Here is a 25,948-nt window from a genome sequence, read left to right on the forward strand (position 1 = left end):
CGCACGGATCTCCTCAGGTGGCGATGCGGCGCCAGGGGCCGCGCTTCGGGTTCCGAAGGTAGTCGAGTGCCCCGATGCCGTTGGCGACATGGGCCTGGACCAGATAATGGACGGCACGGCCGACACGTCCCCATGGCAGGCCGGGTGCAACATGCACCAGACCAGCCAGCAGGTAGCCGGCACTCTGGCCGGCGGCGAGGACGGCGAAGACCGGCGATGTTGGTGCAAGCGCCAGCGAGCCGAGCCAGGCGAGAACCAGGATCAGGGGCATGAACGCCCGCAGGAATTTGCTGGAGAAAAAGGCGAAGGCCAGGCCGCCATGCCGGGGATGGAGCAGGCCGACGAGGCGGATAGCCTGCTGCATGTTACCTGCCCCGATGCGCTTGCGGCGTTGGCGGTCGACCGCGAGAGAGGTGCCGTCGAGTTCATAGGTCAAGACGTTTGGGTCGTAGACGGTGCGCAGGCCGTCCGCCGCGATGCACATCGGGATGACGAAGTCGTCATTGATGGTATCGGCAGGAATAGGCCGGAAACTGGAGCGGCGGATAACGTAGAAGGCCCCATGGGCACCGATCAGGCCGCCGATCCGCGCTTCCGCGGCTTTCAGCGCGGTCTGAAAGCGCCAGTAGGCCGCTTCGCCGGCCGATCCGGGCTCCATCAAAAGGTAGGTCCCGGACACGACGCCGACCCGCCAGTCGGCAAAATGCTGGGCGGCGAGGAGAAGTGCATCGACGGCGAGGATTGAGGACGTGTCGGTAAGTGCAACAAGGTCAGTATCGCAACGCGCGATTTGTTCATTGAGAACGGCAGTCTTGCCGCGGTTCTCGAGGCAGTTGACGATTGTCACGCGGTCGAGGGCCTGTTCGTCGAATTCTACCGCGCGCGAGGCTTCCGCGTAGGTCTCATCCGTGCATCCGTCGCAGACGACCCGCAGCTCGAGCCGGTCCGCCGGATAGTCGAGGCTGAGAACATTGGCGATCTTCTGGGCGATCGTTTTCTCCTCGTTATAGGCAGGCACGAGGACGGTCACGGTGGGCAGATCGCTGTCCGCCGTGGTGGAGAGGAAGTCGCGCCTGGACGCCTCGGCGGTTCCGTTTTCGCGCCGGGCGATCGCTCGCAGCAATGCGGGGTAGACAGCATGGTGATAGGCAGCCAGGCCGGTTGCGGCGAGGGTGACGGCTTCGAGAAACACGGACATGGCGGACCTCATGCAGCTTCGGTGGTCGCCGCGAGCGGCGCGAGGGGGCGAATGGGCCGGGCCGGAACGCCAGCGGCAAGAACTCCTGGCGGCAGATCGCGGGTTACGACGCTTCCGGCGGCGACGACAGTGCCGGCACCGATGCGGACGCCAGCACTGATCGTGACTCCCGTAGCAAGCCAGACACCGTCTTCCAGGATGATGTCGCCAACCTGGTCTTCGGTTTCCGGCTCGCCGGCGGCCCGTGCTATCGGATCGAGCGGATGGCCGGGATATCCGGCGAGGAAGGCACGACCAGCGATCCGCACATCGTTGCCGATGACGACGCGGCTGCCGACGGCAATCGTCGTCTGCCAACCGATATCGCAGTTGCGGCCAACGCTGAGTGTCGGGCGGGGGGTAGCCCGAGTGCGGCCGCTGATCGTGACCTGGGTGGACAGGCGAACGTCATCGCCGATCTCGATTTCGACCGGTCCGAGGACGAGAGGCAGACCGGCGCCGTCCAGATAGAGCTGGCGGCCGGAGCGGGCGAGGCGGCTCCTGAATATCGGTGTCCGGTAAAGGATCCGGGTGCAGTCCCGGAATGCGGACACGACGCTTCCATGCAGGAGGTAAAGACCCTTGTGAATACCGGGAATAACCGGTACTTCGAGGTGACGCCGCGCAGTGGCGATGCCGTAGATCGCTTTCGCGACGGGATGGCGGCGTTCCTTCACCCAATGCCTGAAACCGCTCATGTCTGTCACTCCACCGTGACCGACTTGGCCAGGTTGCGCGGCTTGTCCACGTCGAGGCCGAGTTGGCTGGACGTGTGATAGGCGAGGAACTGCATGGCGATGACATGCAGGAGCGGCGCAATGAAAGGACTTGCCTGCGGCACGCGAATGACGTCGTCGGCAGCGTCGCAGTCGAATTCGCCGCGTTCCGTAATCAGGACTGTGTAGGCACCACGGGCCTTTACCTCGGCGAGGTTGGAAAGTGTTTTTTCCAGCGTCGGGCCGCGGCTGGCGCAGGCGATTACCGGCAAGCCGTCGGCAATGACGGCAATTGGGCCGTGCTTGAGTTCACCCGCCGGATAGGCTTCGGCGTGAATGTAGGAGAGCTCTTTCAGCTTGAGTGCGCCCTCTGCGGCAGATGCATAGTCTGACCCGCGTCCCAGAAACAAACAGCTTTCGGATGACTTGATGCGGGAGGCGATATCACTTGCCTGCGCCTCGCATCCGAAGATGGTCTGGATCGATGACGGAAGGCGGCAAAGTTCCGCCTGCAGTTCCACTGCCCGCGAAATCGATATCTTGCCTTTTATCCGGGCAACGCGCAGGGCAAGCTGGGCAAGGGCGGTGAACTGCGAGACGAAGGTCTTCGTTGCCGCGACCCCGATCTCACGTCCGGCGCTTGTCGGCCAGAAATGATCGGCACGTCGCGCCAGTTGGGAGCGGGCGACATTGACGACCGCGATGGTCGGTACATTATTCGCTTCAAGAAGATCCAGCGCGGCGATGGTATCCGCTGTCTCGCCGGACTGGGAAATCAGGATGGCGGCCGTCTTGTCGATGCCGAGCATCGGGCGTGTCGACAATTCGGAGGCTATTTCGAGATCGACTCGAATGTGAGCAAGCTCCTCGAACCAGCGCCGGGCAAGCATGCCGGCATAGTAGGACGAGCCGCAGGCGACTATCTGGACGCGGTCCGCTTCAACCAGTACATCCGGGATATCGAGATTGGCGAGATTGCGAAGCGTCGTGGCGACAGCCGTCGGCTGCTCGTCGATTTCACGGCGCGTATGATCGGGCCATTCGGTCGAGGCGACTGTGGTTTGGCTGTCTTCTACGGGTGTCCATTCGCGTTCAACAACGGTCCCTTTATTGTCCAAGATCGTAATCTCGGTGCGCTTCAGGATGGCGATGTCGCCTTCCTCAATGCTCGCGATGTCGGTAACACGGTCGGTCAGGGCTGCGTCATCGGACGCGACCCAGGCACCATTGTTCCCCCGGCCGATGACAAGTGAGCTGCCCATGTGCAGGGTCACGATGGAATCGCGATCCCTTCCGTCGAGTACGGCGATCGAGTAACGGCCGCGCATACGCGCCGAGGCGCGCCGGATAGCGCCGACCAGATCGCTGGAACCAGCAAGTTCCTCGACGATCAGGTGTGGAATGACCTCGGTGTCGGTTTCGGAGAGGAAGCTGTGTCCGGCCGCAATCAGCTCGCGTCGCAGTTCCTGATGGTTCTCGATGATCCCGTTCTGCACCACGGCGATGCCGCCATGGACATGCGGATGGGCATTGATCTCGCTCGGTTTACCATGAGTAGCCCAGCGCGTATGAGCGATCCCGATGCTGCCATCGGCAGGGCGTTCGCGTAGCAAAAGCTCAAGCTGGTCAACTGGACCGACAGCGCGACGAACTTTGATACGGTCGCCGAGGACTGCGATGCCCGCGGAATCATAACCACGATATTCCAGCTTACGCAGGCCGTCGATCAACGCGTGGGCCATGAAGCTGCCGTTTACTCCAGCGATAATCCCGCACATAGGATCCTCCAAAGATTGTTCGACTCAATATTCGCAAGCGGCGTGCCAGAAGTTAACTTATTGATTTTTAGTGTTATTTAGATTCTCGACGGGGGAGGATTCGCAACCTGCATCGGAACCTGCATTGCGTCCTGCAACACGGGGGAGAATATCGATGCGTTCTGGCGAAATGCGGTCTGCAGCAACGATCAGGGCATGCATTATGTAAAAGGGCCAGATGAAGCCCTGAGTAAGGAACGTGCCCGACACGCAGAACCCGGCAAGGCCGGCTAGCAGGGCTTCGCGGGTTGCACCCGTCCAGGCGACGCCCCGGTCAAGATGGGCAGGCCACTGGCGGGCTTCCTTCTCGCTCGCCATGGCGCGACGCAGGGTGACACCAACCATGGTGCAGAAGACGCCGAACCCGAGGAAACCCGACTCCGCGAGAACGCCGAACCAGGTACTGTGCACAGCATGGTTCTTGCCGTCCCAGTGTGAGGAATAGAAGAAGTAATTGGCGTAGAAATTATCGAGACCGACACCGGAAAGAGGATTGGAGAGGGCCATCCGGAACGCTGCTTCCCAGGCGTAAAGACGCCCCATGGAGGACTCGTCGATCCCGTCTGCCGCAGCGACGACAGAACGGTCTCCGACGCCGGCCAGGACGAAGAGAACGGCCCCGACGGCACCTCCGGCCAACACCAGAAGCATCTTGTTCTTTGTCCGGTTCCAGGCGTAGACACCGCAGACTGCCATCAGGCCGAGCAATCCGCCGCGGCTTTGCGTGTAGACAATCCCGAGGATGACAGTCGCCAGGCCGATGAGTCCGATAAGCCGGTCGTGAACTCCTAGACCTCGGCGCAGTATCATTGCGACCGCGAAGCTGGCAGGAAACAGAAGCACCAGTGCTAGGTCGTTCGGATCTCCGAGCATCGAGCCGAAGCTTCTGCCAATAGTCACGCGTGTGCCTTCGACAAGCCCTATTCCGTTATGCCGGTTCTGGATTGCGACCAGAGCGACGAGGAAGCCCGCAATGACGAACACCCGGCTGGCAAGTGCGAGGTCGCCCGGTTTCTGGACCAGCCAGGCGATGGCGAAGACCATGATGGCGATCTTCACGAAAGTGCCGCTCCAGAACCCGAAAGCCAGTCCGAAGTTGCTCGCGAATACAACCCCAACGGTGACCAGTATGAAAAACGTGAGCGCTACTTTTAATTCCGGGGTCAGAAACAGGGTCAGACGCCGCGTTGCGAACTGATAGCCGAGGGTGGCCAGTGCCCCCAGGGCCAGGAGCTGCGGAATGCGCAGTGAGTAAAGCATCGGATAGGCTTCGTGAATCCTGAACAGCGAGAACACAACGAAGCCGATAACGATCGCGACCGGAAATCGGAAAACGATCAGCACCGCGAACGGCGCCATCGCAAGAGCCAACGCTGCCAGCGGTGTTTTGGTCGCGTACCAGGCCGCACCTGCGAAGCAGCTGATCCCGATGGCTGCCAGCGCCTGGCCTATCCGAGAGCTCAGAAACATGGCTCAGGCCACCAGCAGATTGCGCATGTCGGCAATGGCCGAACGTGCAGTGCGTCGGGTCGGATAGACGCGTAAGGCGCGGAGGTGGAAGCACAGAGCCTGAGAATGATTGCCGGTTTCGCGGGCCATCTCGGCTCGTGCAATGTCGATCCGGGCCTTTGCAACGCGAACTGCCTGCCTGTCCATTGGTCCGATCAATGGCTCGTAGGTCTCGACGATGCTGTTCATGCAGGAAATACGGAGTTCCCGGTTGCTGGTGACCGAGCCGGGCATGACAAGATAGTCCATGGCCGGTTCGGTCGAGTAGGCGGCGGGGCCGCGTAGCGCGAGGCGCAGCCACAACTCCCAGTCCGAGGCGGACCGGAGATCCGGGTCGAACCCGCCGCTCGCTTCAAAGGCATCCTTGCGGATCACGACAGTCGAGGTGCCGACGGCGTTCTCGGCAAAGATCAGCGGGGCGGGGTTTTCTATCCGGCCGAAATCCGCACCGGTGCAGGCGAGTGCCTTGTAGGCAGGCCAGAACGGGAAGGCGAGGCCGAGGGACTGTCCCACGGGTGTGAAATGCTCATAGTCGGTAAAGCTGAGCAGCACATCGCTATGGGCCTCGTGGAAGGCCACCTGCCGCGCCAGTTTGCCCGGACGCCAACGGTCATCCGCATCCAGAAAGGCTACGAGGGGCGCTTCGGCGTGTTCGATCGCAAGATTGCGCGCCGCCGCCGGCCCAATTCCGTCACTGCGCAATTGCAGAATGCGACAATCGTTGCGGCTTGCATCGGTTAAAACCGCGTCCGTCGCGTCGGTCGAACCGTCGTTCACGACAATATGCTGAAACTTTTCGATGCCTTGCGAACGGACGCTTTCCAGCGCTCCGGGCAGGTCTTCTGCGGCATTGCGGGCCGGCGTGACGATTGTAACGAGCGGTGTTTCGGTTCCGTGAGACATGGTTTTCGTCCTTGGCATTCTTGTTGCGACTTGCCGGGTAAGCAGCAGCTACCGTGCCAAGGAGTTTTCCGAATGAAGCGCATCGCATTTCTGATCGACGAGTTCCCTGTTCTCTCTGAAACCTTTGTCGGAAATGAGATCCGGGCCGTCGCGGCACTCGGCCATCCGGTCGAGATCATCGCCATGCGGCGTCCGCAGGGGAAAATCCAGCCCGCGGACGAAGCGCTGGCGGCGCAAACGGTTTACCTGGATGAGATAGGTTCGCTCGGAGCTGGGCTGGAACTGATACGTTCAGGCACCCGGATCGGTCGGTCCTGGGATTTCATTTCGGAGCAGCGCGGCCTGCCCAGCCGTTCGCTTCTCTTCAACGCGGCCAAGATCGCGTCCGTTCTGCATGGCCGGAACTGCGAACACATTCATGCGCATTTCGCCTGGGGTGCCGCCGGACATGCCATCGCGGCAGGACGTCTCGCCGGTATTTCGGTTTCCTTTGTAGGACACGGAACGGATGTCTTCGGGACCCCGGCAGATCTGAATGCAAAGCTGCGGCATGCCGATTTCGCGGTCGCGACCTGCGAGGACACACGCACGCATTTCCTTAACCTGGAAAGCAACGCCATCGTTGCCTCGATTGCATGCGGTATCGAGGCGGACCGGTTTAAACGACCGGAAGGCGATAGGGATGCCAGTGAACCGAGACTAATTTACGTGGGGCGCCTGATCGAGCGCAAGGGCGTGCAGGATGTGTTGAGTGCCCTGGCGCGTCTCGCTCCGTCCGAGCGTCCAGTCTTCGATATCGTTGGCGACGGGGTCATGCGCGCCGAATTGGAAGAACAGACCGCTGTCCTCGGGTTATCGGCCAGCGTGACCTTTCTCGGATCGCGTCCCGCCGAATGGCTGACAGCCAATCTCGGGCGATACACGGCCTTACTTGCGCCATTCTTCGAGGGCGAGGACGGAGGCCGCGACACCGGTCCGCTCGTCACAAAGGAAGCAATGGCAATGGAAGTGCCGGTCATTGCTTCGACATTCATGGGGCTCAAGGAAATCGTTAATGAGAGTTGCGGCATTCTCGTGCCGCCGCGTGATCTTGATGCCCTTACGGCGGCCATCCGGACCGCCGTCTCCTGGTCGCCAGAAGAGCGGTGTCGTCTTGGGCAGGCCGGAAGGCACAGGGTCATCACGAACTTCACGACCCGCCGTCAGGCGGAATTCCTGACGGCTGTTGTCTCGAGTCTGGGGCGGGCGGCCTGATGAAATCGTTGATCCGCAACCCTGGTGTCCGGAGCGCCGCGTTCTATGCGGTCGCCCTTGTTTTCGGTAAAGGCGTTTCGTTCTTGATGCTGCCGCTGGTGACGGGACATCTCAGTCCCGCCGAATATGGTGTGGTCGAGCTTCTCGCATCCGTCGCCGACGTTGCCGGGATCGTCTTCGGACTAGGGCTTGCGGATGTACTCTTTCGGTTTGGCCGCGAGGAGGGCATGGCGTCGACCCTGCTCGGCTTCTCGCTGACGATTGGGTTGTTGCTCGGGATCGCGGGGCAACTCGCGGCTCCCACAATGGCCGGTATGACGCCGGTCCCAGTTGCGCTTCTAGACCTGCGCATTCTTTTCGCTTCGCTTGCCCTAACGGCCGCAATTCAGGTGCCGCTGGCTTATCTCCGGTACAGGGACCGGCCGGCCTTGTTCGCGGCTGTATCAGTCGGGAAGGCTGCGGTTCAGGCTGGGCTGGTAGCGATTTTCCTGATCGCGGATGGCGGTGTTACAGCAGTGCTGGCCGGTGGCCTGATCGCCGATGGCATTGTGACTGTGATCCTGGTCAGCCTGCAGTTCCGCGAAGCAGGGATCGGTATCAAACGGAAGCTCGCGAAGCTGGCGCTGGGATATGGCGTGCCGCTGGTTGCCAGCGGAATGGCCGGTTTTTGTCTGGGAAGCTTCGATCGCTGGGTGCTTGCGGCACATGTTTCCGTAGAGGATCTCGCCTTCTACGGCCTGGCTGCGAAATTCGGGCTGATCGCAGCGCTTGCGATGCAGCCGTTTGAGATGTGGTGGTTCCCCCGTCGCTTCAGTCTGCTTGAGACAGAGGAGGGACGGCGCCACAGCGCTGACATCGTCGGCATTGGCTTTGTCTACAGCGTTATGGTCGTCGGCGGTGTCGCCGCTCTGGGGCCGTATGTGATCACCTGGATGACACCGGTCGCTTATCATGAAGCGGCCGTTCTGGTCCCTTGGCTGGCGCTGATTGCGCTGCTTCATGCCACCTCCAATTTGGTCAATGTGGGCTGTTATGCAGGGAAGACCACGGTTCTGCCGATGTGTCTCAACGGCTTTGCCGCTGTCGTCGCCGTCACGGGATACATGGTTCTGATTCCGGCCTTCGGTGTCATGGGGACGATCATGGCAACCCTGGTTGCGCAGTCAGTCCGCCTGACCCTCTTCTTTGCTTTCAGTCAGCGGCGTGTTCGCATTCCGCATCACCTGTTGCGTTCTGCGATGTTGGCATCTGCAACAATGGTATTGTTTGTCGGGATGGGGGTTTATCAACTATCTGAGTTTTATATATTTATTCCTTTGGCATCACTTGGCGCGGCATTTGCTCTTGGACTACTGAGAGCCCCTGACCGGGGCGGCAATCCGGCCTAAGGAGTGATACCCATGTCGATTGAAATCACCAATACCTATGAACCGCTCGCAAGCCAGGACCATGTTGAGCAGCAGCCGTTTGTTCACCCGGTTGTCGTGGTCGCAAAGCGCACGGTTGACGTGGTTGGGGCAGGCAGTTTGCTGATAGCAACCCTGCCGCTGTTTCCCCTCATCGCCCTTGCTATCCGAATTGAAAGCCCTGGGCCGGTACTGTTCCAGCAGCTTCGCGTGGGACGCACGACAGACACGTTCTCCGAGTTGTTCCAGATGAACAAGTTCCGTTCCATGAGGACCGATGCGGAGAGTCGCTCAGGCGCTGTCTGGGCCTCGAAGAATGACAACAGGATCACCCGGGTTGGCAAGTTTCTGCGCAAGACCCGGCTTGATGAGTTGCCGCAGCTGATCAATGTCCTGCGCGGCGAGATGTCGCTTGTGGGGCCTCGACCGGAGCGGCCGAGCTTCTGCCGTAAGCTGGAGCAGGAAATCCCGTTCTATATCGAGCGTACCTGGGGATTGCGTCCGGGCATTACCGGATGGGCGCAAGTCAATCAGGGTTACGACGAGACCCTCGACGATGTCAGGTCCAAGATTCTTTACGATTTCAGCTATGCGCTGGCCATGCGGTCGCCGTTTTCCTGGCTCGCCATGGAAGCCAAGGTCGTTTGCCGGACCGTGATGGTCATGGCGTTCGGGCGTGGTCAGTAGGGAGGGGAGAGAACAATGGCCAGACATCGCACATCTTCCTTTAAGCGGACAAACGGGCGGACCTGTCGCCCTCTCTGGATAGATATAGATCGCGTGCCCTTTCTCGCGGCGAACTGGAGCCTTGGAGGGTTTCTGCTTGCCGAAAGGATTCCTGATCTGGAGATCGGCGACAGGGTGCTCACACGGTTGTCCCTCGATCCGATTACGGAATCTCCATTCGCTTACATTTTTGCGCGCGTTGTGCGGATCACATCGGAAGGAACCGGCTTCGCGTTCACCGAAATGCCGCAACTCGCCTTCGATCTAATGGAACGCGCGATCTTCGCGCGCCACCCGATGGAAAAGCGCGCCAGCAGCGCGCGGAACAAGAGGTCAAGATGACTGATACGCTCTTTGGAACAGATGGAGTGCGCGGCAAGGCAAATGCCGGAAACCTCCGCCCCGATGTTGTTGTCCGTATCGCTCAGGCTGCCGGCAGCCTACATCCCCCTTCACCGGGCGAGCGCCACTCTGTCGTTATAGGCAAGGATACGCGACTGTCCTGCTACATGATCGAAAATGCCCTGGCCGCCGGTTTCGCATCGGTCGGGATGGATATCGTGCTGACGGGACCGCTGCCGACCCCCGGTGTGGCGATGGTAACCCGCTCCATGCGGGCCGACCTCGGAGTGATGATCTCGGCATCGCACAATCCATTCGACGATAACGGTATCAAGCTGTTCGGTCCTGACGGACGCAAGGTCAACGGAGATGTTGAGCAACGGATTGCCGCACTTGTCGCGTCGCCAGACCAGATCACGCTCGCGGATGCCGGGCGCGTCGGGCGGGCCCGGCGGGTCGAAGACGCGATCGGTCGCTATGCCGAATTCGTCAAGGCCAGCTTTCCTCGCGAGCTCAGCCTGCGCGGCATGAGGATCGTCGTGGATGCCGCCAACGGTGCAGCCTACAAAGTTGCCGAGAGCGTTCTCTATGAACTCGGTGCCGACGTTATTGCAATCAATGTCAGTCCGAACGGCAGGAATATCAATGACACCTGCGGCGCCGTCGAACCCCAGGCGCTCTCCGAAGCGGTGAGCACATATAGGGCGGATATCGGGCTGGCACTCGATGGAGATGCCGATCGCGTCATGCTCGTCGACGAAATGGGATGTGTTGCGGACGGAGACCAGCTCCTTGCCTGTATTGCCCGGCGCTGGTCGGCCGCCGACCGACTTACCGGAAATGGCATCGCGGCAACTGTCATGTCCAATTTCGGGCTTGAGCGCTGGCTCGGCGAGCAAGGTCTGAAACTTCATCGTACGCAGGTCGGGGACCGGCATGTCGCCGAATGTATGTTGGCAAAGGGGCTCAACCTGGGGGGTGAGCAATCCGGCCACGTGCTTTGCGGCGATATCGCAACAACCGGAGACGGGCTCATTGCCGGTTTGCAGGCAATAGCGGCGGTGATCGAAACCGGCCGGCCAGCGAGCGAAGTTCTCCGTTTGTTTGAACCGGTACCGCAACATCTTGTTGCCGTTCAGTGCCGGGACAGATCCATTGTCCAGAGTGAAGCCGTGAGGACTGCGGTGGCGGAAGCCGAACGCGCGATTTCCGGCAAGGGGCGCGTTCTTGTGAGGCCGTCAGGCACCGAGCCTGTTGTCCGGGTCATGGTCGAAGGCGAGGCCCCCGCTCTTGTCGAAAGCCTTATGGAAACGTTGACGGATGTGATTGCCTCCGAAGATCGTGTCACCAGTAAAGCGGCGTGAGAAAGCGCTGGGTTGAATCTGTTCAAAAGCTGTCCGCTCATCGCTAGGATGGCTTTTGGACGGGCTCGGGTTTGACGGGGGAAGTCAGAACTTGAACGTGGAATCCAAGCGCTCGGTGCCACTGGTACTGGTTATTGCCAGCTTCATTCTGTTCACTGCCGTTTTTGGCATAGCGCTTTACATATTGATCGACCGTCACGAGCAATCGGAACGGGAAATGGGGGCTTTGCGGACTGCGGAGAACCTCACGCAGGGAATTTCCGCTTTTCGCTCTTATTACTCTGAACGGGTTCTGCCGCGCGCGATTGAGGCTGGGAGTGATATTGCGCACGGTCCGGATGCCGAAGGCGGAAAAGCGCTTTTACCTTTCACCATGGCCATGGACTTCAGCAGGTTCCTGCGCGAACGCGGAGCCCAGTTGAATTATACTCTCTTCAGCCGCCATCCTTTTCCGGGCCGGGAAGACCGGGCATTGGATGACGTTGAGGGTCAGGCGCTTGATCGGCTTGAAGAGCATGAAGTCAAGAGCGTCGCGGTTCAATCTCGTATCGATGGACGCGATGTTATCCGGTATTTCACCCCGGTTCTGATGGCTCAGTCCTGTGTCGACTGCCACAATTCGCACCCCGAGAGTCCAAAGAAAGACTGGACGGTCGGTGCCGTTCGCGGCGTACAGGAGGTGGTCATCCCTGTCGACGCCGCAAGCGGCAGCTCTGGAGAGACCGACGAGAGCTTTGCCAACATTCTCTTTCTGGTCGTCACCGGTTTGCTCGGCTTAAGCGGTTTTGTCTGTTTTCTCCTCTACCGTGATCGTCAGGCAGTGATCGCACTCGGCCGAATGGCCGATCTTGAGCGCGGGAAGAACGTGGAGCTCGCCGAAACGGCATTGAAGCTCGAAGAAGGCATGGCGCGCTTGAACGCCGTGCTTGAAAATGCCGCGGACGCAGTCATCACGATCGATGCGGACGGGATCATAGAATCCGTCAATGGCGCGACCGAACAGATATTCGGATATCCGCGCGGTGAGCTGATTGGCCGCAACGTTAAGGTTTTGATGCCGGAATCCTATGCTTCCAGGCATGACGGATATATTCGAAATCATCTGGAAACCGGCGAAAGCCGGATCATAGGCGTTGGTCGGGAAGTTGAAGGCCGCAGAGCAGATGGCACTGTTTTCCCGCTGGATCTGTCCATCGGCCGTGTTGCTGTTGGCGGCAGGAAGATCTTCACGGCGATCCTGCGGGACATCGGTGAGCGCCGAAAGTCGGAAGAAACCGAGAGAATGCTTTCACTGGTTGCGTCCCGCACCGACAACGCGGTGATAATCACGGATCGGAATGGCATCACCGAATGGGTGAACGAAGCGTTCGAAAGAATAAGTGGATATGCACCCAAAGAAATCATCGGAAAGAAGCCGGGGATGCTCCTGCAGGGTGACAAAACCGACCCACGGGCGGTGGAGCGTATTAGCGCGGCTTTGAGCGAGGCCCGCGGCTTCAGTGAGGAACTGGTCAATTACTCCAAGAACGGAACTCCCTATTGGGTCTCGATCGACGTTCAGCCGGTCCATGACAGTGCAGGGACCGTAGTCCGGTTCATCGCCATCGAGCGGGACATTACCGAAACCAAGGAGAGGGAAGAGGAACTCAGGCAGGCACGCAGGCAGGCCGAGATCGTCCAGCGCCAGCTGACCGAAGCCCTCGATAGCTTGCCCGACGCCTTCGTTATTTTCGATGCGGACGACCGGATTTCACTCTTCAACGCCCGCTACAAGGAACTGTACGCTGCCTCGGCACCGATGATTGAGACAGGTAACAGATTTGAGGACGTTCTCCGGTTTGGGCTGGAAAACGGGCAATACCCAGATGCGGTAGGGCGTGAGGATGAATGGCTCGCGGAGCGGCTGGCAGCCCACAACAACCCGTCGGAGCCTGTGGAGCAAAGACTGGAAGATGGGCGCTGGCTTCGCATCGTCGAGCGCCGGACCCCCAATGGCGGTTGCGTTGGCTTCCGTGTCGATATCACCGAGTTGAAGGAGAAGCAGCAGGCGCTGGATGATTCAAGGCTGCAGGCGGAAGTCGCCAACGAGACAAAATCCCGGTTTCTTGCCACCATGAGTCACGAGATCCGGACGCCGCTGAACGGGGTAATCGGCGCCTTGAGTCTGCTATCCGAGGCGACCCTAGACAAGCAGAACCAGCAGTTCGTCGCCACCGGACGGCGCGCTGCCGAAAGCCTGCTCAGCCTGATCAATGACATCCTGGATTTCTCCAAGATGGAGGCGGAGAGGCTGGAACTGGACCCGGTTCCCATTGATCTGACGCGGATTGTCGGGGATGTGCTCGCTGTTCTCCGTCCCAAGGCTGAGGAAAAAGGGCTGGCCCTGGCTGAGGAGTTCGATCCGGATCTACCGACCGCAGTGATCGCCGATCCGGATCGCCTGAAGCAGATTCTCTTCAACCTAGCCGGCAACGCAGTAAAATTTACAGATAAAGGCAGTGTCACTGTTCGCTGCCGAAAAATAGCCATTGCGGAGCCATCCGTCGTTCTGAGGTTTGAGATTTTGGATACCGGTAAAGGCGTTCCGGAAAGCGAGCAGAAGAACCTGTTTGACGAATTCTGGTCGACCGGGCGTGATGGCGGCACCGGCCTCGGTCTGGCAATATGCCGGCGCCTGGTCGACATCATGGACGGCGATATCGGTGTTGAAAGCACGTCCGGCGGCGGTAGTCTGTTCTGGGTCGAATTGCCGCTGAAACAGGCCTCCGCAGAGGCTGTGCAGGCACGGCAATGGCCACTGGTTCGTGGCAACGAGCGACCGGAAGATATCGGAATCCTCTCGGGTAACGTGCTTCTTGCCGAAGATAATCCTGCAAATCAGCTCATTCTGAAAGCCATGGTCGAGCGTTATGGCCTGAACGTGGAAACCGTCGGCGATGGACACGAAGCAGTCGAAGCTGTGCGTGTGCGCGACTATGATCTGGTCCTTATGGACGTGAACATGCCTCGTATGACCGGGACCGAAGCAGTCAAGGCTATCCGGAGCATGGCGGGCGGGAAGGCCGGTGTTCCAGTCGTTGCGGTCACGGCACATGTGATGTCGGGTGATAGGGAAACTCTCATTTCAGAAGACTTCGACGACTATCTCGGCAAACCGGTGCATTGGTCGGAGCTTGGACAATGCCTTGCTTACTGGCTGTCTCCCGAAAACCTTGGAGGCCGCGCGGCGGCTCTTGCAGCGCCGGGCGGCATCGAAGATCAGGAAGAGGCAGAATTAGCGGAGGAAAGGGATTCACAAGTGGACGGGCGCGCCGCGGCCACCGTGCCGGTGTCAGCTTATGACGCAAGTACGGTTGATGAACTCGTGCGTAATACCAGCCCGGAGATCGCTATTGAAATCATGGACCTTCTTGCGGGCGAACTGCACAAGAGCGAGGCAGAGTTACGTGGGTTGCTCGCGGAAGAGAAATGGACCGACGTTGGCCGGCTGGCACACCGGATCAAGGGCAGTGTCGCCAATCTTGGTTTGAAGGGAGTGACAAATCTTTGCCTCCACATGGAGATAGCTGCCGCATCCGGCCGCGTTGAGGAGCTCCCGGTACTCTGCGAAACCTATCTTGCTTCGATTGAAGGCGCATGCGACCGCCTTCGTTTGTTCCAGGAAGAACTTGTCAAAGCATAGATATTCGTCGGTGGGGCTTGCTCTCATTGCCAACAGAATGTGCAATAGATATATTTCCCATAATATACATTATGAAACTTTTCTTGTGAGCCCGGGCGCTCTAGCCGAGCGCTGAGATTGAGTTACATGATTTCCCGTAACAGCGCGGGCACCTCACCGACATTCTTCAGGCGCCTGAACTGTTTTGCTTTGGCTGGCTCGTCCGCATGCTCCAGCGCCCAAGTAAGGTCATGCGGGATATGCACCCCCCAGCTTCCGGCCGCGATTGCGGGAACAATGTCCGACTTCAATGAGTTACCGACCATCATTGCGTTCTCCGGGCTTTGACCGGCCTCTGAGAAAATCCGGCTGTAGGTATCGGCCGTCTTGTCGCTGACGATCTCAATCGCATCGAACAGTTCCCCCAGCCCCGACGCCGCCAGTTTCCGCTCCTGATCAAACAGGTCGCCTTTGGTGATCAGCACCATGCGATAGTCCGGCGCGAGCTGTTCGAGGGTTTCACGCACGAAAGGAAGTGTTTCGACAGGATGCGCATGCATCTCCCTGCCGGCAGACAGGATTTGCTCAATCACGCGCGCCGGAACGCGTTCATCCGTCACTTCAATCGCGGTTTCCACCATCGACAGGGTAAAGCCCTTGATCCCGAACCCGTAGACCTTGAGGTTGCGTCTCTCCGCAGCCAGAAGTCTTTCGCGGAGATGGTCGGGCTCAGCGAAATCGATGAGGAGTTCGGTGAAGCGCTCTTCCGTCAGCTTGAAAAAGCGCTCGTTCTCCCAGAGCGTGTCATCGGCATCGAAGCCGAGTGTAGTCACTTTCATGGTTACTCCATTTAGGCCAATATCGGCATCCGAAGCATCAGGCCATCTGCAGGATCTCATTCTGCCTCAGATTCTCCACCATGAAATCCACCAGCGCCCGCACTTTTGCCGAGGCGATGCGACCTTCCGGATGAACCACGTGTACGGGAACCGGGACCGGTCTGAAGGCATCAAGGACCGTCTTTAACGTACCGTCCCGGATACCCGCTGCAACCTGATAGGACAGCAGCCGCGAAATCCCCCATCCGCCGCGCAGAAGTTCAAGAATTGCATCGTTCGTATTGAGCGCCAGACGCGTTTCGGATTCGAAGACGAAAGGCTTTCCGTTCTGCATGAAGGTCCAGGAGATCCGGCTGCCAAATGCAAGCGGGTTGATAAGGCGATGGTCGGCAAGATCGGAGGGATGTTCCGGTGATCCGTGCTTTTCGAAATAAGCCGGAGCCCCTACGACCACGCGGCAGACCGATCCCACGCGGATCGCCGTCAGGGATGAGTCCGGTAGCTCCCCGATGCGGATGGCGACATCCAGCCCCTCCTCTACAACATTCACGACCCGGTCGACGAACAGGGTTTCGGCCGTGACGTCGCCGAACTTGTCGAGAAACGCTCCGAGTATGGGTGTAACGACGTGACAGCCGAACAGGACAGGCGCTGTCACCCGGATGTGTCCTCTTGGGGCCTGGGGGGAGCCTCCGACCGATTCTTCAGCCTGCTCGAGCGCATTCAGGATTGAACGCCCGTCCGCCAGCAGCCTGCGGCCGTTTTCGGTCAGGCGAACGGACCGGGTCGTGCGGACAAGGAGCCGGGTATTCAGACGCGCCTCAAGCGCGGAGACCGCGCGCGTGACCGCAGGCGGCGACATGGCAAGTAGCCGCGCCGCAGCGGCAAAACCGCCCGTTTCAGCGACTTTCACAAAGACCTGTAACTCGCGAAATCGATCCATCGTTAATTCCGGAAATTGGAATAGTTTTTTCCATTATATGCGCATTCATTCTTTTATCGGAATAGACGATCTGAATTGGGCGCCGGAGATCACTGCTTCCCCAATCCATAACCGCCGGCGATGAAAGGATCTGACATGAGCCGTATTGCCAAAATCACCACGGAAACCGCAAACAATGAACAGAGCGCCCTGCTCGATGCCATTAAAGGCAAGCTGGGTATGGTGCCCAATTTCCTCGCCGTTCTCGCCCAGTCGCCGACAGCGCTGACATCCTTCCTCGGCCTGCATGAAATCGCCGGCTCAGGAGCCCTCGACGCACAGACCCGGGAACGGATCGCCATTGCCCTCGCCGACCGGAACAGCTGCCAGTATTGCCTCTCCGCCCATACAGCCATTGGCCGCAAGTCGGGCCTGACGGATGCGGACATGACCGCAAACCGCTCCGGCGGGTCGACCGATGAACGGGCTGCGGCCGCCGTTGCCTTCGCGCTGGCCTTGAGCGAGCACAAGGGATCACTGACCGAGGCCGAGTTCAGTGCTGTCCGGGACGCCGGCTATTCGGATGCAGAAATCGTCGAGATCGTGGTCCATGTCGGCATGAACCTGCTGACCAACATCCTCGCTAAATCGACCGAGGTCGATATCGACTTCCCGAAGATCGCGCTGACGGCCCGCGCCGCCTGAGCGCTACCGGAGGGGCGGCCTGCCTGCCGTCCCTCCTCGCCCATCAGACAGGAGACCGCGACCATGCCCAGACCGTTCGCAGAAATCAGCTTTACCCCCAATGTTGAGGCCGCGCAGGAACGCTACGGCAGCCGGACGCAGATGAGCCGCTTCCAATCGTCCGGAGAAGACAGCTTTATCGGGCTGAACGAGACCGAGACCTCTTTCATCGAGGCCCGGGATGGCTTTTACCAGGCAACCGTGTCCGAGACCGGCTGGCCCTATGTCCAGTTCCGTGGCGGCCCTGTGGGGTTTCTCAAAGTGCTCGACGAGAAGACCATCGGCTACGCGGATTTCCGGGGGAACCGGCAGTATCTCAGCGTCGGCAACATGAACGGTAACGACAGGGTCTCGATGATCCTGATGGATTACGCAAACAGGCGCCGGCTGAAGCTCTGGGCACGGGCGGAAATCCGGCATGCCGAGGATGCGCCAGACATGCTGGAGCGCCTGCAGCTTCCCGATTACCGGGCGCGCGTCGAACGCGCAGTCGTTCTTACCGTTGAGGCAACAGACTGGAACTGCCCGCAGCACATCACGCCCCGCTTCACGGAAGCAGACATTGACAAAGCCGTTGCGCCACTGCGTGACCGGTTGAGCTATCTGGAAACCAGGCTGGCCGAACTGGGGGGATGATTCTGTGCCGAACCTTCTTAGGAAAATGACCGGCGGTGGCGCCTGCCCTGAACCGGCAAGACCGACCGCAGCGCTTCTCAGTGGCCTTGGCGCCATGCTTGCCATCGGTTTCGCCGCCGGCCTCTCGGAAATGCTGGACGCCGTGCTGATGATGGCACCGTTCGGTGCCTCCTGTTTTCTGGCCTTTGCTCTACCGGAAAGCCCCCTCGCACAGCCGCGCAATATTGTATTTGGTCACCTGATGTCCAGCCTCGTCGGTCTTGCGGTTCTGTCTATCTTCGGCCCGGAGTGGCCCGGCATGGCACTCGCTGTCGGACTGGCTATTTCCGCGATGATGTGGACTGGAACAGGGCACGCACCGGCGGGGGCCGATCCGGTCGTGATCTTCGTACTTCAGCCGGGCCCGGCATTTCTGCTGACACCCGTCCTGTCCGGAGCTCTTTTGATCGTCGTCGCGGCGCTGCTTTTCAACAATCTGCGCCCGGGTAAGAAATATCCGGTCTATTGGTGACTGTTCAGTCGCCCCTCACCGCGCCTTCACGCCGCGGATCGGCCGCGCCGGAGAGCTTGCCGTCACCGATCATGATGGCGTGGAGTCCGGAATTCATGGACCGGACCTTCACCGTGTGTCCTTTCGCTTCGAGCGCCGAACGCCACGACGCAACCGGCGTTCCTTCTTCCAGATCCGTCGGGCCGTTCCGGTTGCTGACATGCCCCATATCGACCGCCTGCTGCGGGTCCATACCCCAGTCGATCATCCCGATCAGCGCCCAGGCCACATAGGGAATGATCCGGCTGCCTCCGGGTGAGCCGATAAGAATCACGGGACGCCCGTCCTTCAGAACAATCGTCGGCGCCATGGAGCTGCGCGGGCGCTTGCCGCCTTCAACGCGATTGGCGATCGGCTTGCCATCCTTCTCCGGGAGGAAAGAGAAATCGGTCAGCTCGTTGTTCAGCAGGAAACCACCAGCCATCAGACGGCTGCCAAAGCCGGTCTCGATCGTCGTGGTCATGGAGACCGCGTTTCCAGCAGCATCGACAATGACAAAATGACTGGTCCCGGCCCGCTCCGGCTGCTGATCGGGAAAGAGATCCCCCTTTCTGGCGAAAGGAGGAGTGCCGGGCTCAGCTTTTTCCATGGCATGCCGGGTATCGATCAGTGCCGCCCGCGCTCTCAGATAGTGCGGGTCGAGCAAACCGCGTACGGGAACCGGCACGTAATCGTCATCCGCCATGTAGAGCGCCCGATCCGCGTAAGCGAGCCGCGACGCCTCGGCAAAAAGATGCGCTGCAACAGGGCCATAGCCGACGGACCTCATGTCGAATTGAGCAAGCATTCCCAATATCTGGCCGACAGTCAGTGCACCGGAACTTGGCGGCCCCATGCCGCAGATTTCATATGTCCGATAGGCAACGCAGACCGGTGCCCGCTCAATCGCCCGGTATCCCGCTAGATCAGCCGCTGTCATGAGGCTGGGGTTATCCGGTGTGGACGCCAGTGCGGTCAAAATGCTTTCCGCGATCTCGCCTTCATAAAAAGCTTTCGCGCCGCCGGTCGCTATCGTCTCCAGACTGTCTGCAAAAGCCGGGTTCCTCAGGACGGCTCCAGAGGATTTCGGCGAGCCGTCTGAATTGAAGAAATAGTCGCCGCTGCCTGATTTCTGATCAGGCAACCCGCGCTCTGCCGCCCGGGCAATGGCTCCGGCGAGCCGTGGTGAGATTTCGAAACCGTCCCTTGCCATCCGGATCGCCGGCTGGAACAGATCAGGCCACGGCAGGCTTCCATGCGCTTCATGTGCCATATCGAGTAGTGCGACCGTACCAGGCACACCGACGGAGCCGGCGCCGTTCACAGCCTCCCAAAACCCTTTCCGGTTGCCGTCAGACTTCAGGAAGTAGTCAGATCCCGCCGGAGCCGGTGCGGTCTCCCGTCCGTCATAAGTTGTGAGTTGTCCTGTAGCTGCGTCCCAGTAGACGAGAAACGCACCACCGCCGATACCAGAGGATTGCGGCTCCACGAGATTAAGCACCATCTGCACGGCAACCGCCGCGTCGATGGCGTTGCCACCTGCCTTGAGGATATCGTACCCGGCTTCGGCAGCATGCGGATTGGCGGCCGCTACCATGAACTGCTTGGCAGTCGCACCGGTTTGCTCCGTCAGCCCGCTTGGGCCTTCCGGTTGAATGTCGGCTGCGAATGCCGCGCCGCCGATCAGGCCAAGCCCGACAGCAGCTATCAAATGCTTGTAAATGGTCATCAGTCACTCCCCCCGTCGGATGTACAGGTGGTGACGCGGGCGGATTTTGGGAAGATTAAATTTTGGTGACCCCTACGGGAATCGAACCCGTGTTTCAGCCGTGAGAGGGCCGCGTCCTAACCGCTAGACGAAGGGGCCGAAGCCAGAATTTTCGCGTCAAACACGCGATCAAGCAGGATACAGGTCACGTCAGAAGAGCTTTCCACTCCGCCTCAATCACCGGCAAATCGTACTTGTCGCGAGTATATGCCTGCCCCTGATGCAGTTTGTCGAGATAGAAATCAGGCCGCGCCAGAACATCCCTTATCCCGCCGAGAAAATCATTTGTCAGAACTGACCATTCGGCAAGAGACTGATAGCTCGGAATTGGCGCTGCAATGGCAAGCCGCCCGGCTGCAATGGCCGTAACCAAGCGGTTGGCGCTCTTCAATTCACTCCAACCGTCATTCCGTTTAGGGATCAGCACCAGATCGGTTTCAGCCAGGATCTTATCCTGAAGATCGGGAACCCATTCCTCGAACCGGATAACAAAGTCTGCCGTGCTTGTGGCCAGAACCTGATCGAACGACGATTTGAAAGCTGACAGTATGGTCAGTTCAATCCGTCTGTCCGCTGTCAGAGGAGCAAGAGCATCGGCTATGCCCGCTAATGATGCTGCATTCGTGTTGGAACCGTACCAGAGAAGCCGAAGCCGGGAGTCATTCGGTGCCAGAACCGGCTTACCAAAGGTGCAATCCGGAGGCTCGTTCACGGTTTTGATCGGGATACCGAGCCGTGATCTGAGCTTGGCTGCAAGTCCGTCTGAACTTGTCGTGCAGAAATCAGCCTGCGCAGCCAACGGTATCATTTCATGCAGCTCAGGATAATCCCACGGATCATCGCAAATATCGAAGATGACCCGTTTTCCATCGTCCCGGCACTTCTCTAACAACCAATACATCGGCTTGACCATCTTGCCGAATACGACCTGATCCGCCTTTTGAAATTGCTTCGTGCTGATTACATCGGCTTCGTCGGCTGAAGCGAAAATCGCCGGATTAAAGCCTGCCCGCAACAAAGCGTTATAAGCCGGCACCAAGCGCAATCTGTTACCCGCGGTGAGAAAGTAAGGTTCTCCGCCTCTATTGGCGACCTTGGAATAAGTGATTAACGCTGTTCGCATCGCCCTATCGTGACGAGTCACCCCTTTACCAAAGATCAAGCTCTTTGATGACGACCTCTACGGGATTCGAACCCATGTTGCCAGCTGAAAGACCGGTGGTCCAGGTCTCTAGACGAAGGAGGAGCCGGCGAGCGCAAGGTGTGAACAATACACTCGGCATACTGATGAAAGTGGTGACCCCTACGGGATTCGAACCCGTGTTGCCGCCGTGAAAGGGCAGTGTCCTAGGCCTCTAGACGAAGGGGTCGCCGATGGAGATCACGAATCACTCCAACCGCTCGACACACCGAGAAAGTGGTGACCCCTACGGGATTCGAACCCGTGTTGCCGCCGTGAAAGGGCAGTGTCCTAGGCCTCTAGACGAAGGGGTCATCGTCGAGCGAGGCGTTGGTGTACTCGTTCAACATCGGGAAATCAAGCCCAGAATCTTCATTCGCGCCACACGCGTTAAATCCCTTTTGATGTTCTTTCAAAAGTCGCGAATAATCACCACCAAGAGCAAGGACGGCCTCTTTGTCCCCTAAACGTGCCGTCCGCAAACCAGGGAGGAATTCATGAAAAAATATGTAGTCGCCGTAATGGCAATCGCCGGGGCGCTCGGATTCGGGGGTGCAGCCAATGCTGAGTGCACACCGGAAAACTGGAAAGGGTGTGCCGGCAAGCCCTGGGTCGACGGTGACAAGATGGAAACGCCGCTCGGCTCGAAATGGTGGCCGAATCCGCTGTGGGGCGCTGGGGATGAAGCCGGTTCAACGAACTGGTATCTGAAACCGGAAGTCGTGATGCGCGCCCTATCCCAGATCAAAACCGGGAAAACCTACAAGCTCGGGCATCCGTATACAGCGGACATGCCGCTTTTCGGCGCCCGTAAATTCTCGCTCCGCATTCCTGGGGCGCCGACCGGAGGGGCCTTCGGCGGCAATCAGGTGCTGTGGAATGACGAGTTCCTGGCGACCGAGATCGGCCAGGTCGGCACGCAGTTCGACGGCCTCGGCCATATCGGTGTGAATAGTGGAACCGGCGGCAACAAGGGCGAAATGCGTTGGTACAACGGCTTCACCGCCGATGAGATGATCACGCCTTACGGGCTGAAAAAGCTCGGCACAGAGAAATTGCATCCCATTGTGGCCCGCGGCATCCTGCTGGACATCGCTGCGGCTCGTGGTGTTGACGCAATGGCTGCGGGTGAAGTCATCACCATGGCCGATGTGCAGGCCGCTCTGAAGAAACAGGGAATGGAAGGCTTCCAGTTCACCGAGGGAGACGCGATTATCTTCCGCACCGGGTGGGAAAAGTACTGGGACGACGCCGCAACCTACAACAATGGCTGCCCCGGAATCGGCATGGAAGTCGCACGCTGGGTCGCCGAAGACGTCAAGGCCGGCGTAACCGGTGCCGACACCTGGCCGGTCGATGCGGTTCCGAACCCGGATCCGGCCTGTGTGTTCTGCGTTCACACCTTCCTGCAGACCAGGCACGGTATCGTTAATCAGGAAAACATGAAGCTTTCGGAGCTGGCCGCCGACGGCGTCTACCAGTTCGCCTACATCTACACGCCGACTCCGGTGGCGGGTGCGACGGGCTCAATGGGCGCTCCTCTTGCGATTCGGTAGAGGCGCAACCTTACGATCAGAAAAGCGGTGCTTCAGGGCACCGCTTTTTGTTTGTCAGGAAACGTCTGCGGCGTCGTCGATCATGATCTGCACATCGTTGCGGCCATTCCAGTCATCCGGCCGGAGGTGGCCCGCGACATGGATCGGGCGTCCACTGCTCTTAAGCAATGCCGGTCCGAGATCACCTTCCAGAGCGCGAAAAGCGATGCCTTTCAGACGCTTGCCGTCGGGGCCCGTAAAGACACAACGCACATGGCCTGTGCCGACTTCACGAACATCAACAAGGCGAACATCGGTCAGAACGAAACGCGGCTCTGAATTTCCGGCACCGAACGGGCCGACTTTCTGGATGGTGTCGACGAGATCCCTACTCGCTCCCCCAATGGCAAGCGGCGAATCGACCGAAAGCGTCGGCACTATAGGTTCGCCTTCCAGCTCGCTGTGAATACGCTCCCCGATAAAGGCCCGGAAGGCATCCAGCTTGTCTGCTTCGATTGTGAAACCAGCAGCCATGGCATGCCCCCCGCCCGCGACCAGCAGTCCCGCCTGATGGGCCGCGATGATAGCTGGGCCGAGAGACACGCCCGGAACGGAGCGTCCGGAACCCTTGCCGATCCCGTTATCCAGCGCGATCACGCAAGCCGGACGATCATACCGTTCTTTCAGGCGTCCAGCGACAATACCGATGACGCCGGGATGCCAGTTCTTTGCAGCCACAACAATTGCCGGCGCATCATCAGGTTGCTCCGCTGCAAGTGCCTCGGCTTCCGCCAGCACCTGCGCCTCGATCTCACGCCGGTCCGTATTGAAGCTGTCGAGTTCAGCCGCCAGTGCGACGGCCTCTTCCGGAGAATCGGTCAGAAGCAGACGTGCGCCCAGATCACTTTTGCCGACACGCCCGCCCGCATTCACACGCGGGCCGAGGACGTAGCCCAGATGATAAGGCTCCGGACGTGCATCGACACCGGCAACGTCAGCGAGCGCCACAAGGCCCTTGTTGCCGCGCTTGGCCATGACCTTGAGGCCCTGGATGACGAAGGCACGATTCAGGCCTTTCAAGGGCACCACGTCGCACACCGTGCCGAGCGCCACCAGATCCAGAAGGTGCAGCAGGTTCGGCTCCTGCCGACCATTGAAATAGCCAGCCTCGCGCAGAGCCCGGTTCAGTGCGACTGTGACGAGGAACGTGACACCACATGCCGCAAGATGGCCGAGCGATCCGTCCTCATCCATCCGGTTCGGATTGACGATCGCGAGCGCTTTCGGCAGATCCGGTTCCGCCATGTGATGATCGACGACAATCATCTCGATACCGGCATCTGCCGCTGCTTGCAGAGGATCGTAGGCGGTCACGCCGCAATCGAGCGTGATAATCAGGGAAGCACCCTGCTCCTTCAGCTTCAAAAGCGCGGGCGCGTTCGGCCCATAGCCTTCGCTTATCCTGTCCGGGATGTAGAGCAGCGGATCAACACCGACCCAGCGCAGGTAGCGGATCAGAATGGCGGCAGAGGTCGCTCCATCAACGTCATAGTCGGAGAAAACCGCGATCCGTTCGCCGTCTCTCACCGCTTTAGCGATCCGCTCGATGCAGGGCGCCATGTCCTGCAAGATGCCCGGATCCGGCATCAGGGATTTCAGGGTCGGATCGAGAAAGCTCTCGACCTCATCCAGCCCTATATTGCGGGAGGCGATCAGCCGCCCGACCAGTTCCGGAAAACCGAATCTCTGGGCGATAGCGAGCCCGACACGTTCGGTTTCCGGATTCGTGCCATGCCTCGGGATCCAGCGTTTGCCGGTGAAGGAGCGCTCAACCCCGAGGAAACTCTGCACGGGTTTACTGGTCTTTGTCGAAGCCGGTTTCGGAGGATTTCCGGGTCCAGTCGTGATGCGCTTCAACAGTCCGGACGGTGCCGGTCTTGGAACGCATGATGATCGAGTGGGTCATTGCCCCGCCCGGATATTTGCGCACGCCCTGCAGCATTGTGCCGGTGGTAACGCCTGTTGCCGCGAACATCACGTCGCCGCTGGCCAGATCCAGCAGGCCATACTTGCGATCGAAATCGGTGATCCCGAGACGGGTCGCCCGGCCACGCTCATCATCATTACGGAACAACAGGCGGCTCTGCATCTGACCGCCGATGCAACGCAGTGCTGCCGCGGCCAGAACGCCCTCGGGGGCGCCGCCGGAGCCCATATAGAGATCAACGCCGCTGGTCGGCTGGGACGTCGCGATAACACCGGAAACATCGCCGTCGTCGATCAGCATGATCCGTGCACCCGCATCGCGCACCCTGGCAATCAGATCGCTGTGCCGCGGGCGGTCGAGGATACAAACCACCAGATCCTCAATCGCCATCTTCTTCGCCTTGGCGAGATTGGCGAGATTTTCCGCAACGCTGTTGTCAAGATCGACCACGCCTTCCGGCAGATCGGCGCCAACGGCGATCTTGTCCATATAAACGTCCGGCGCATTCAGGAATCCGCCCTCGTTCGCCATTGCCACGACGGCAAGCGCGTTCGGGCCGCCCTTGGCTGTAATCGTGGTGCCTTCCAGCGGATCGAGTGCGATATCAATCTTCGGGCCACCCTTGCCGACCTTCTCACCGATATAAAGCATCGGCGCCTCGTCGCGTTCGCCTTCGCCGATTACCACGGTGCCGTCGATCTCAAGATTGTTGAGGGCACTCCGCATAGCGTCGACGGCAGCCTGATCGGCTTCCTTTTCGTCGCCACGCCCCATCAGGCGGGACGCCGCGAGCGCCGCTGCTTCCGTCACCCGCACAGCTTCGAGCGCAAGGTTCCGGTCCATGGTCAGCGCGCCCTGCGTTTCCCTCTCAGC

Annotated in this window: 21 protein-coding genes, 3 tRNA genes and 1 pseudogene; 11 read left to right on the forward strand and 14 right to left on the reverse strand. The window is 59.6% G+C overall.

The features are described 5' to 3' along the window. Positions 1 to 13: 13 nt before the first annotated feature. Positions 14 to 1,198: a glycosyltransferase family 2 protein gene (locus tag VOI22_RS05335; protein ID WP_323795525.1), complete on the reverse strand. Its 1,185-nt coding sequence runs from the start codon at positions 1,196 to 1,198 to the stop codon at positions 14 to 16. A 10-nt stretch (positions 1,199 to 1,208) separates the two neighbouring features. Between VOI22_RS05335 and VOI22_RS21110 the strand changes: the two genes are divergently transcribed. Continuing rightward, entirely contained in the window at positions 1,209 to 1,358 is a 150-nt protein-coding gene (locus VOI22_RS21110; RefSeq protein ID WP_416366144.1) for a hypothetical protein, read from the forward strand. Here the strand turns inward: VOI22_RS21110 and VOI22_RS05340 are convergent. The 4 genes and pseudogenes from VOI22_RS05340 to VOI22_RS05355 form a co-directional block, all read right to left on the reverse strand. Then, positions 1,309 to 1,935, reverse strand: a pseudogene (locus VOI22_RS05340) (acyltransferase); the annotation flags it as partial. The gene VOI22_RS21110 and the pseudogene VOI22_RS05340 sit on opposite strands and share 50 nt — an antisense overlap. A gap of 5 nt (positions 1,936 to 1,940) precedes the next feature. Next, complete coding sequence (gene glmS, locus VOI22_RS05345) at positions 1,941 to 3,731, reverse strand: glutamine--fructose-6-phosphate transaminase (isomerizing) (RefSeq protein ID WP_323795527.1); 1,791 nt, start codon at positions 3,729 to 3,731, stop codon at positions 1,941 to 1,943. A 57-nt stretch (positions 3,732 to 3,788) separates the two neighbouring features. Further along, positions 3,789 to 5,240: an O-antigen ligase family protein gene (locus VOI22_RS05350; RefSeq protein ID WP_323795528.1), complete on the reverse strand. Its 1,452-nt coding sequence runs from the start codon at positions 5,238 to 5,240 to the stop codon at positions 3,789 to 3,791. A 3-nt stretch (positions 5,241 to 5,243) separates the two neighbouring features. Further along, on the reverse strand, positions 5,244 to 6,182 hold the full coding sequence (locus VOI22_RS05355) for a glycosyltransferase family A protein (protein ID WP_323795529.1): 939 nt from the start codon (positions 6,180 to 6,182) through the stop codon (positions 5,244 to 5,246). Between the two features lie 72 nt (positions 6,183 to 6,254). Here VOI22_RS05355 and VOI22_RS05360 point away from each other — a divergent pair, with 72 nt between their 5' ends. The 6 genes from VOI22_RS05360 (at position 6,255) to VOI22_RS05385 (ending at position 14,956) form a co-directional block, all read left to right on the forward strand. Next, positions 6,255 to 7,436, forward strand: a complete 1,182-nt coding sequence (locus tag VOI22_RS05360; protein ID WP_323795530.1) for a glycosyltransferase — start codon at positions 6,255 to 6,257, stop codon at positions 7,434 to 7,436. Further along, positions 7,436 to 8,824: a lipopolysaccharide biosynthesis protein gene (locus tag VOI22_RS05365; protein WP_323795531.1), complete on the forward strand. Its 1,389-nt coding sequence runs from the start codon at positions 7,436 to 7,438 to the stop codon at positions 8,822 to 8,824. Before VOI22_RS05360 ends, VOI22_RS05365 begins: the two co-directional genes overlap by 1 nt. Before the next feature lie 12 nt (positions 8,825 to 8,836). Then, positions 8,837 to 9,529, forward strand: a complete 693-nt coding sequence (locus VOI22_RS05370) for a sugar transferase (RefSeq protein ID WP_323795532.1) — start codon at positions 8,837 to 8,839, stop codon at positions 9,527 to 9,529. Between the two features lie 93 nt (positions 9,530 to 9,622). Next, positions 9,623 to 9,910 carry a PilZ domain-containing protein gene (locus VOI22_RS05375; RefSeq protein ID WP_323795533.1) on the forward strand — a complete coding sequence of 96 codons (288 nt, stop codon included), beginning with the start codon at positions 9,623 to 9,625 and terminating at the stop codon, positions 9,908 to 9,910. Then, complete coding sequence (gene glmM / locus VOI22_RS05380) at positions 9,907 to 11,274, forward strand: phosphoglucosamine mutase (RefSeq protein WP_323795534.1); 1,368 nt, start codon at positions 9,907 to 9,909, stop codon at positions 11,272 to 11,274. The genes VOI22_RS05375 and glmM overlap by 4 nt, the downstream gene beginning before the upstream one ends. Before the next feature lie 97 nt (positions 11,275 to 11,371). Beyond that, positions 11,372 to 14,956, forward strand: coding sequence for a PAS domain S-box protein (locus VOI22_RS05385; protein ID WP_323796286.1), 3,585 nt, complete (start codon positions 11,372 to 11,374; stop codon positions 14,954 to 14,956). A gap of 122 nt (positions 14,957 to 15,078) precedes the next feature. On the opposite strand, the gene VOI22_RS05390 is transcribed toward VOI22_RS05385, so the two are convergent. After that, positions 15,079 to 15,774: an HAD family hydrolase gene (locus tag VOI22_RS05390; protein WP_323795535.1), complete on the reverse strand. Its 696-nt coding sequence runs from the start codon at positions 15,772 to 15,774 to the stop codon at positions 15,079 to 15,081. Between the two features lie 37 nt (positions 15,775 to 15,811). Continuing rightward, the gene (locus tag VOI22_RS05395) at positions 15,812 to 16,717 is read right to left on the reverse strand and encodes a LysR family transcriptional regulator (protein ID WP_323795536.1); all 906 of its coding nucleotides are present in this window, start codon (positions 16,715 to 16,717) and stop codon (positions 15,812 to 15,814) included. Between the two features lie 135 nt (positions 16,718 to 16,852). Here VOI22_RS05395 and VOI22_RS05400 point away from each other — a divergent pair, with 135 nt between their 5' ends. The 3 genes from VOI22_RS05400 to VOI22_RS05410 all read left to right on the forward strand — a co-directional run bounded on the left by VOI22_RS05400 (position 16,853) and on the right by VOI22_RS05410 (position 18,587). Next, positions 16,853 to 17,401, forward strand: a complete 549-nt coding sequence (locus VOI22_RS05400; protein WP_323795537.1) for a carboxymuconolactone decarboxylase family protein — start codon at positions 16,853 to 16,855, stop codon at positions 17,399 to 17,401. Positions 17,402 to 17,464: 63 nt separating this feature from the next. Beyond that, positions 17,465 to 18,076, forward strand: a complete 612-nt coding sequence (locus VOI22_RS05405; RefSeq protein WP_323795538.1) for a pyridoxamine 5'-phosphate oxidase family protein — start codon at positions 17,465 to 17,467, stop codon at positions 18,074 to 18,076. A 4-nt stretch (positions 18,077 to 18,080) separates the two neighbouring features. Beyond that, complete coding sequence (locus VOI22_RS05410; protein WP_323795539.1) at positions 18,081 to 18,587, forward strand: HPP family protein; 507 nt, start codon at positions 18,081 to 18,083, stop codon at positions 18,585 to 18,587. Positions 18,588 to 18,591: 4 nt separating this feature from the next. Here the strand turns inward: VOI22_RS05410 and ggt are convergent, their stop codons facing one another. The 5 genes from ggt to VOI22_RS05435 form a co-directional block, all read right to left on the reverse strand. Beyond that, on the reverse strand, positions 18,592 to 20,334 hold the full coding sequence (gene ggt, locus VOI22_RS05415) for a gamma-glutamyltransferase (RefSeq protein ID WP_323795540.1): 1,743 nt from the start codon (positions 20,332 to 20,334) through the stop codon (positions 18,592 to 18,594). Positions 20,335 to 20,397: 63 nt separating this feature from the next. After that, a tRNA-Glu gene (locus VOI22_RS05420) sits at positions 20,398 to 20,472 on the reverse strand. 46 nt (positions 20,473 to 20,518) lie between these two features. Then, positions 20,519 to 21,496: a hypothetical protein gene (locus tag VOI22_RS05425; RefSeq protein ID WP_323795541.1), complete on the reverse strand. Its 978-nt coding sequence runs from the start codon at positions 21,494 to 21,496 to the stop codon at positions 20,519 to 20,521. 171 nt (positions 21,497 to 21,667) lie between these two features. Beyond that, positions 21,668 to 21,743, reverse strand: a tRNA-Glu gene (locus VOI22_RS05430). Positions 21,744 to 21,791: 48 nt separating this feature from the next. Next, positions 21,792 to 21,867 (reverse strand) — tRNA-Glu (locus VOI22_RS05435). A 183-nt stretch (positions 21,868 to 22,050) separates the two neighbouring features. Here VOI22_RS05435 and VOI22_RS05440 point away from each other — a divergent pair. Then, a complete protein-coding gene (locus VOI22_RS05440) occupies positions 22,051 to 23,109 on the forward strand; it encodes a cyclase family protein (RefSeq protein WP_323795542.1) in 1,059 nt (352 codons plus the stop codon). Between the two features lie 54 nt (positions 23,110 to 23,163). Here VOI22_RS05440 and recJ read toward each other — a convergent pair whose 3' ends face one another. After that, positions 23,164 to 24,939, reverse strand: a complete 1,776-nt coding sequence (gene recJ / locus VOI22_RS05445; RefSeq protein WP_323795543.1) for a single-stranded-DNA-specific exonuclease RecJ — start codon at positions 24,937 to 24,939, stop codon at positions 23,164 to 23,166. Positions 24,940 to 24,943: 4 nt separating this feature from the next. Continuing rightward, a complete protein-coding gene (gene glpX, locus VOI22_RS05450; protein ID WP_205620627.1) occupies positions 24,944 to 25,918 on the reverse strand; it encodes a class II fructose-bisphosphatase in 975 nt (324 codons plus the stop codon). Positions 25,919 to 25,948 lie beyond the last annotated feature (30 nt).

The organism is Nisaea sp., from assembly GCF_034670185.1.
Taxonomy (GTDB): Bacteria; Pseudomonadota; Alphaproteobacteria; order Thalassobaculales; family Thalassobaculaceae; genus Nisaea.

What these genes read in the sequence shown, in the direction of transcription:
- VOI22_RS05355 (WP_323795529.1), bottom strand. Translation starts at nt 6,182, where the DNA reads ATGTCTCACGGAACCGAAACACCGCTCGTTACAATCGTCACGCCGGCC.
- glpX (WP_205620627.1), bottom strand. Translation starts at nt 25,918, where the DNA reads ATGGACCGGAACCTTGCGCTCGAAGCTGTGCGGGTGACGGAAGCAGCG.
- VOI22_RS05360 (WP_323795530.1), top strand. Translation starts at nt 6,255, where the DNA reads ATGAAGCGCATCGCATTTCTGATCGACGAGTTCCCTGTTCTCTCTGAA.
- VOI22_RS05390 (WP_323795535.1), bottom strand. Translation starts at nt 15,774, where the DNA reads ATGAAAGTGACTACACTCGGCTTCGATGCCGATGACACGCTCTGGGAG.
- ggt (WP_323795540.1), bottom strand. Translation starts at nt 20,334, where the DNA reads ATGACCATTTACAAGCATTTGATAGCTGCTGTCGGGCTTGGCCTGATC.
- VOI22_RS21110 (WP_416366144.1), top strand. Translation starts at nt 1,209, where the DNA reads ATGCAGCTTCGGTGGTCGCCGCGAGCGGCGCGAGGGGGCGAATGGGCC.
- VOI22_RS05440 (WP_323795542.1), top strand. Translation starts at nt 22,051, where the DNA reads ATGAAAAAATATGTAGTCGCCGTAATGGCAATCGCCGGGGCGCTCGGA.
- VOI22_RS05400 (WP_323795537.1), top strand. Translation starts at nt 16,853, where the DNA reads ATGAGCCGTATTGCCAAAATCACCACGGAAACCGCAAACAATGAACAG.
- VOI22_RS05365 (WP_323795531.1), top strand. Translation starts at nt 7,436, where the DNA reads ATGAAATCGTTGATCCGCAACCCTGGTGTCCGGAGCGCCGCGTTCTAT.
- VOI22_RS05405 (WP_323795538.1), top strand. Translation starts at nt 17,465, where the DNA reads ATGCCCAGACCGTTCGCAGAAATCAGCTTTACCCCCAATGTTGAGGCC.
- VOI22_RS05395 (WP_323795536.1), bottom strand. Translation starts at nt 16,717, where the DNA reads ATGGATCGATTTCGCGAGTTACAGGTCTTTGTGAAAGTCGCTGAAACG.
- VOI22_RS05425 (WP_323795541.1), bottom strand. Translation starts at nt 21,496, where the DNA reads ATGCGAACAGCGTTAATCACTTATTCCAAGGTCGCCAATAGAGGCGGA.
- VOI22_RS05335 (WP_323795525.1), bottom strand. Translation starts at nt 1,198, where the DNA reads ATGTCCGTGTTTCTCGAAGCCGTCACCCTCGCCGCAACCGGCCTGGCT.
- VOI22_RS05350 (WP_323795528.1), bottom strand. Translation starts at nt 5,240, where the DNA reads ATGTTTCTGAGCTCTCGGATAGGCCAGGCGCTGGCAGCCATCGGGATC.
- VOI22_RS05370 (WP_323795532.1), top strand. Translation starts at nt 8,837, where the DNA reads ATGTCGATTGAAATCACCAATACCTATGAACCGCTCGCAAGCCAGGAC.
- glmS (WP_323795527.1), bottom strand. Translation starts at nt 3,731, where the DNA reads ATGTGCGGGATTATCGCTGGAGTAAACGGCAGCTTCATGGCCCACGCG.
- glmM (WP_323795534.1), top strand. Translation starts at nt 9,907, where the DNA reads ATGACTGATACGCTCTTTGGAACAGATGGAGTGCGCGGCAAGGCAAAT.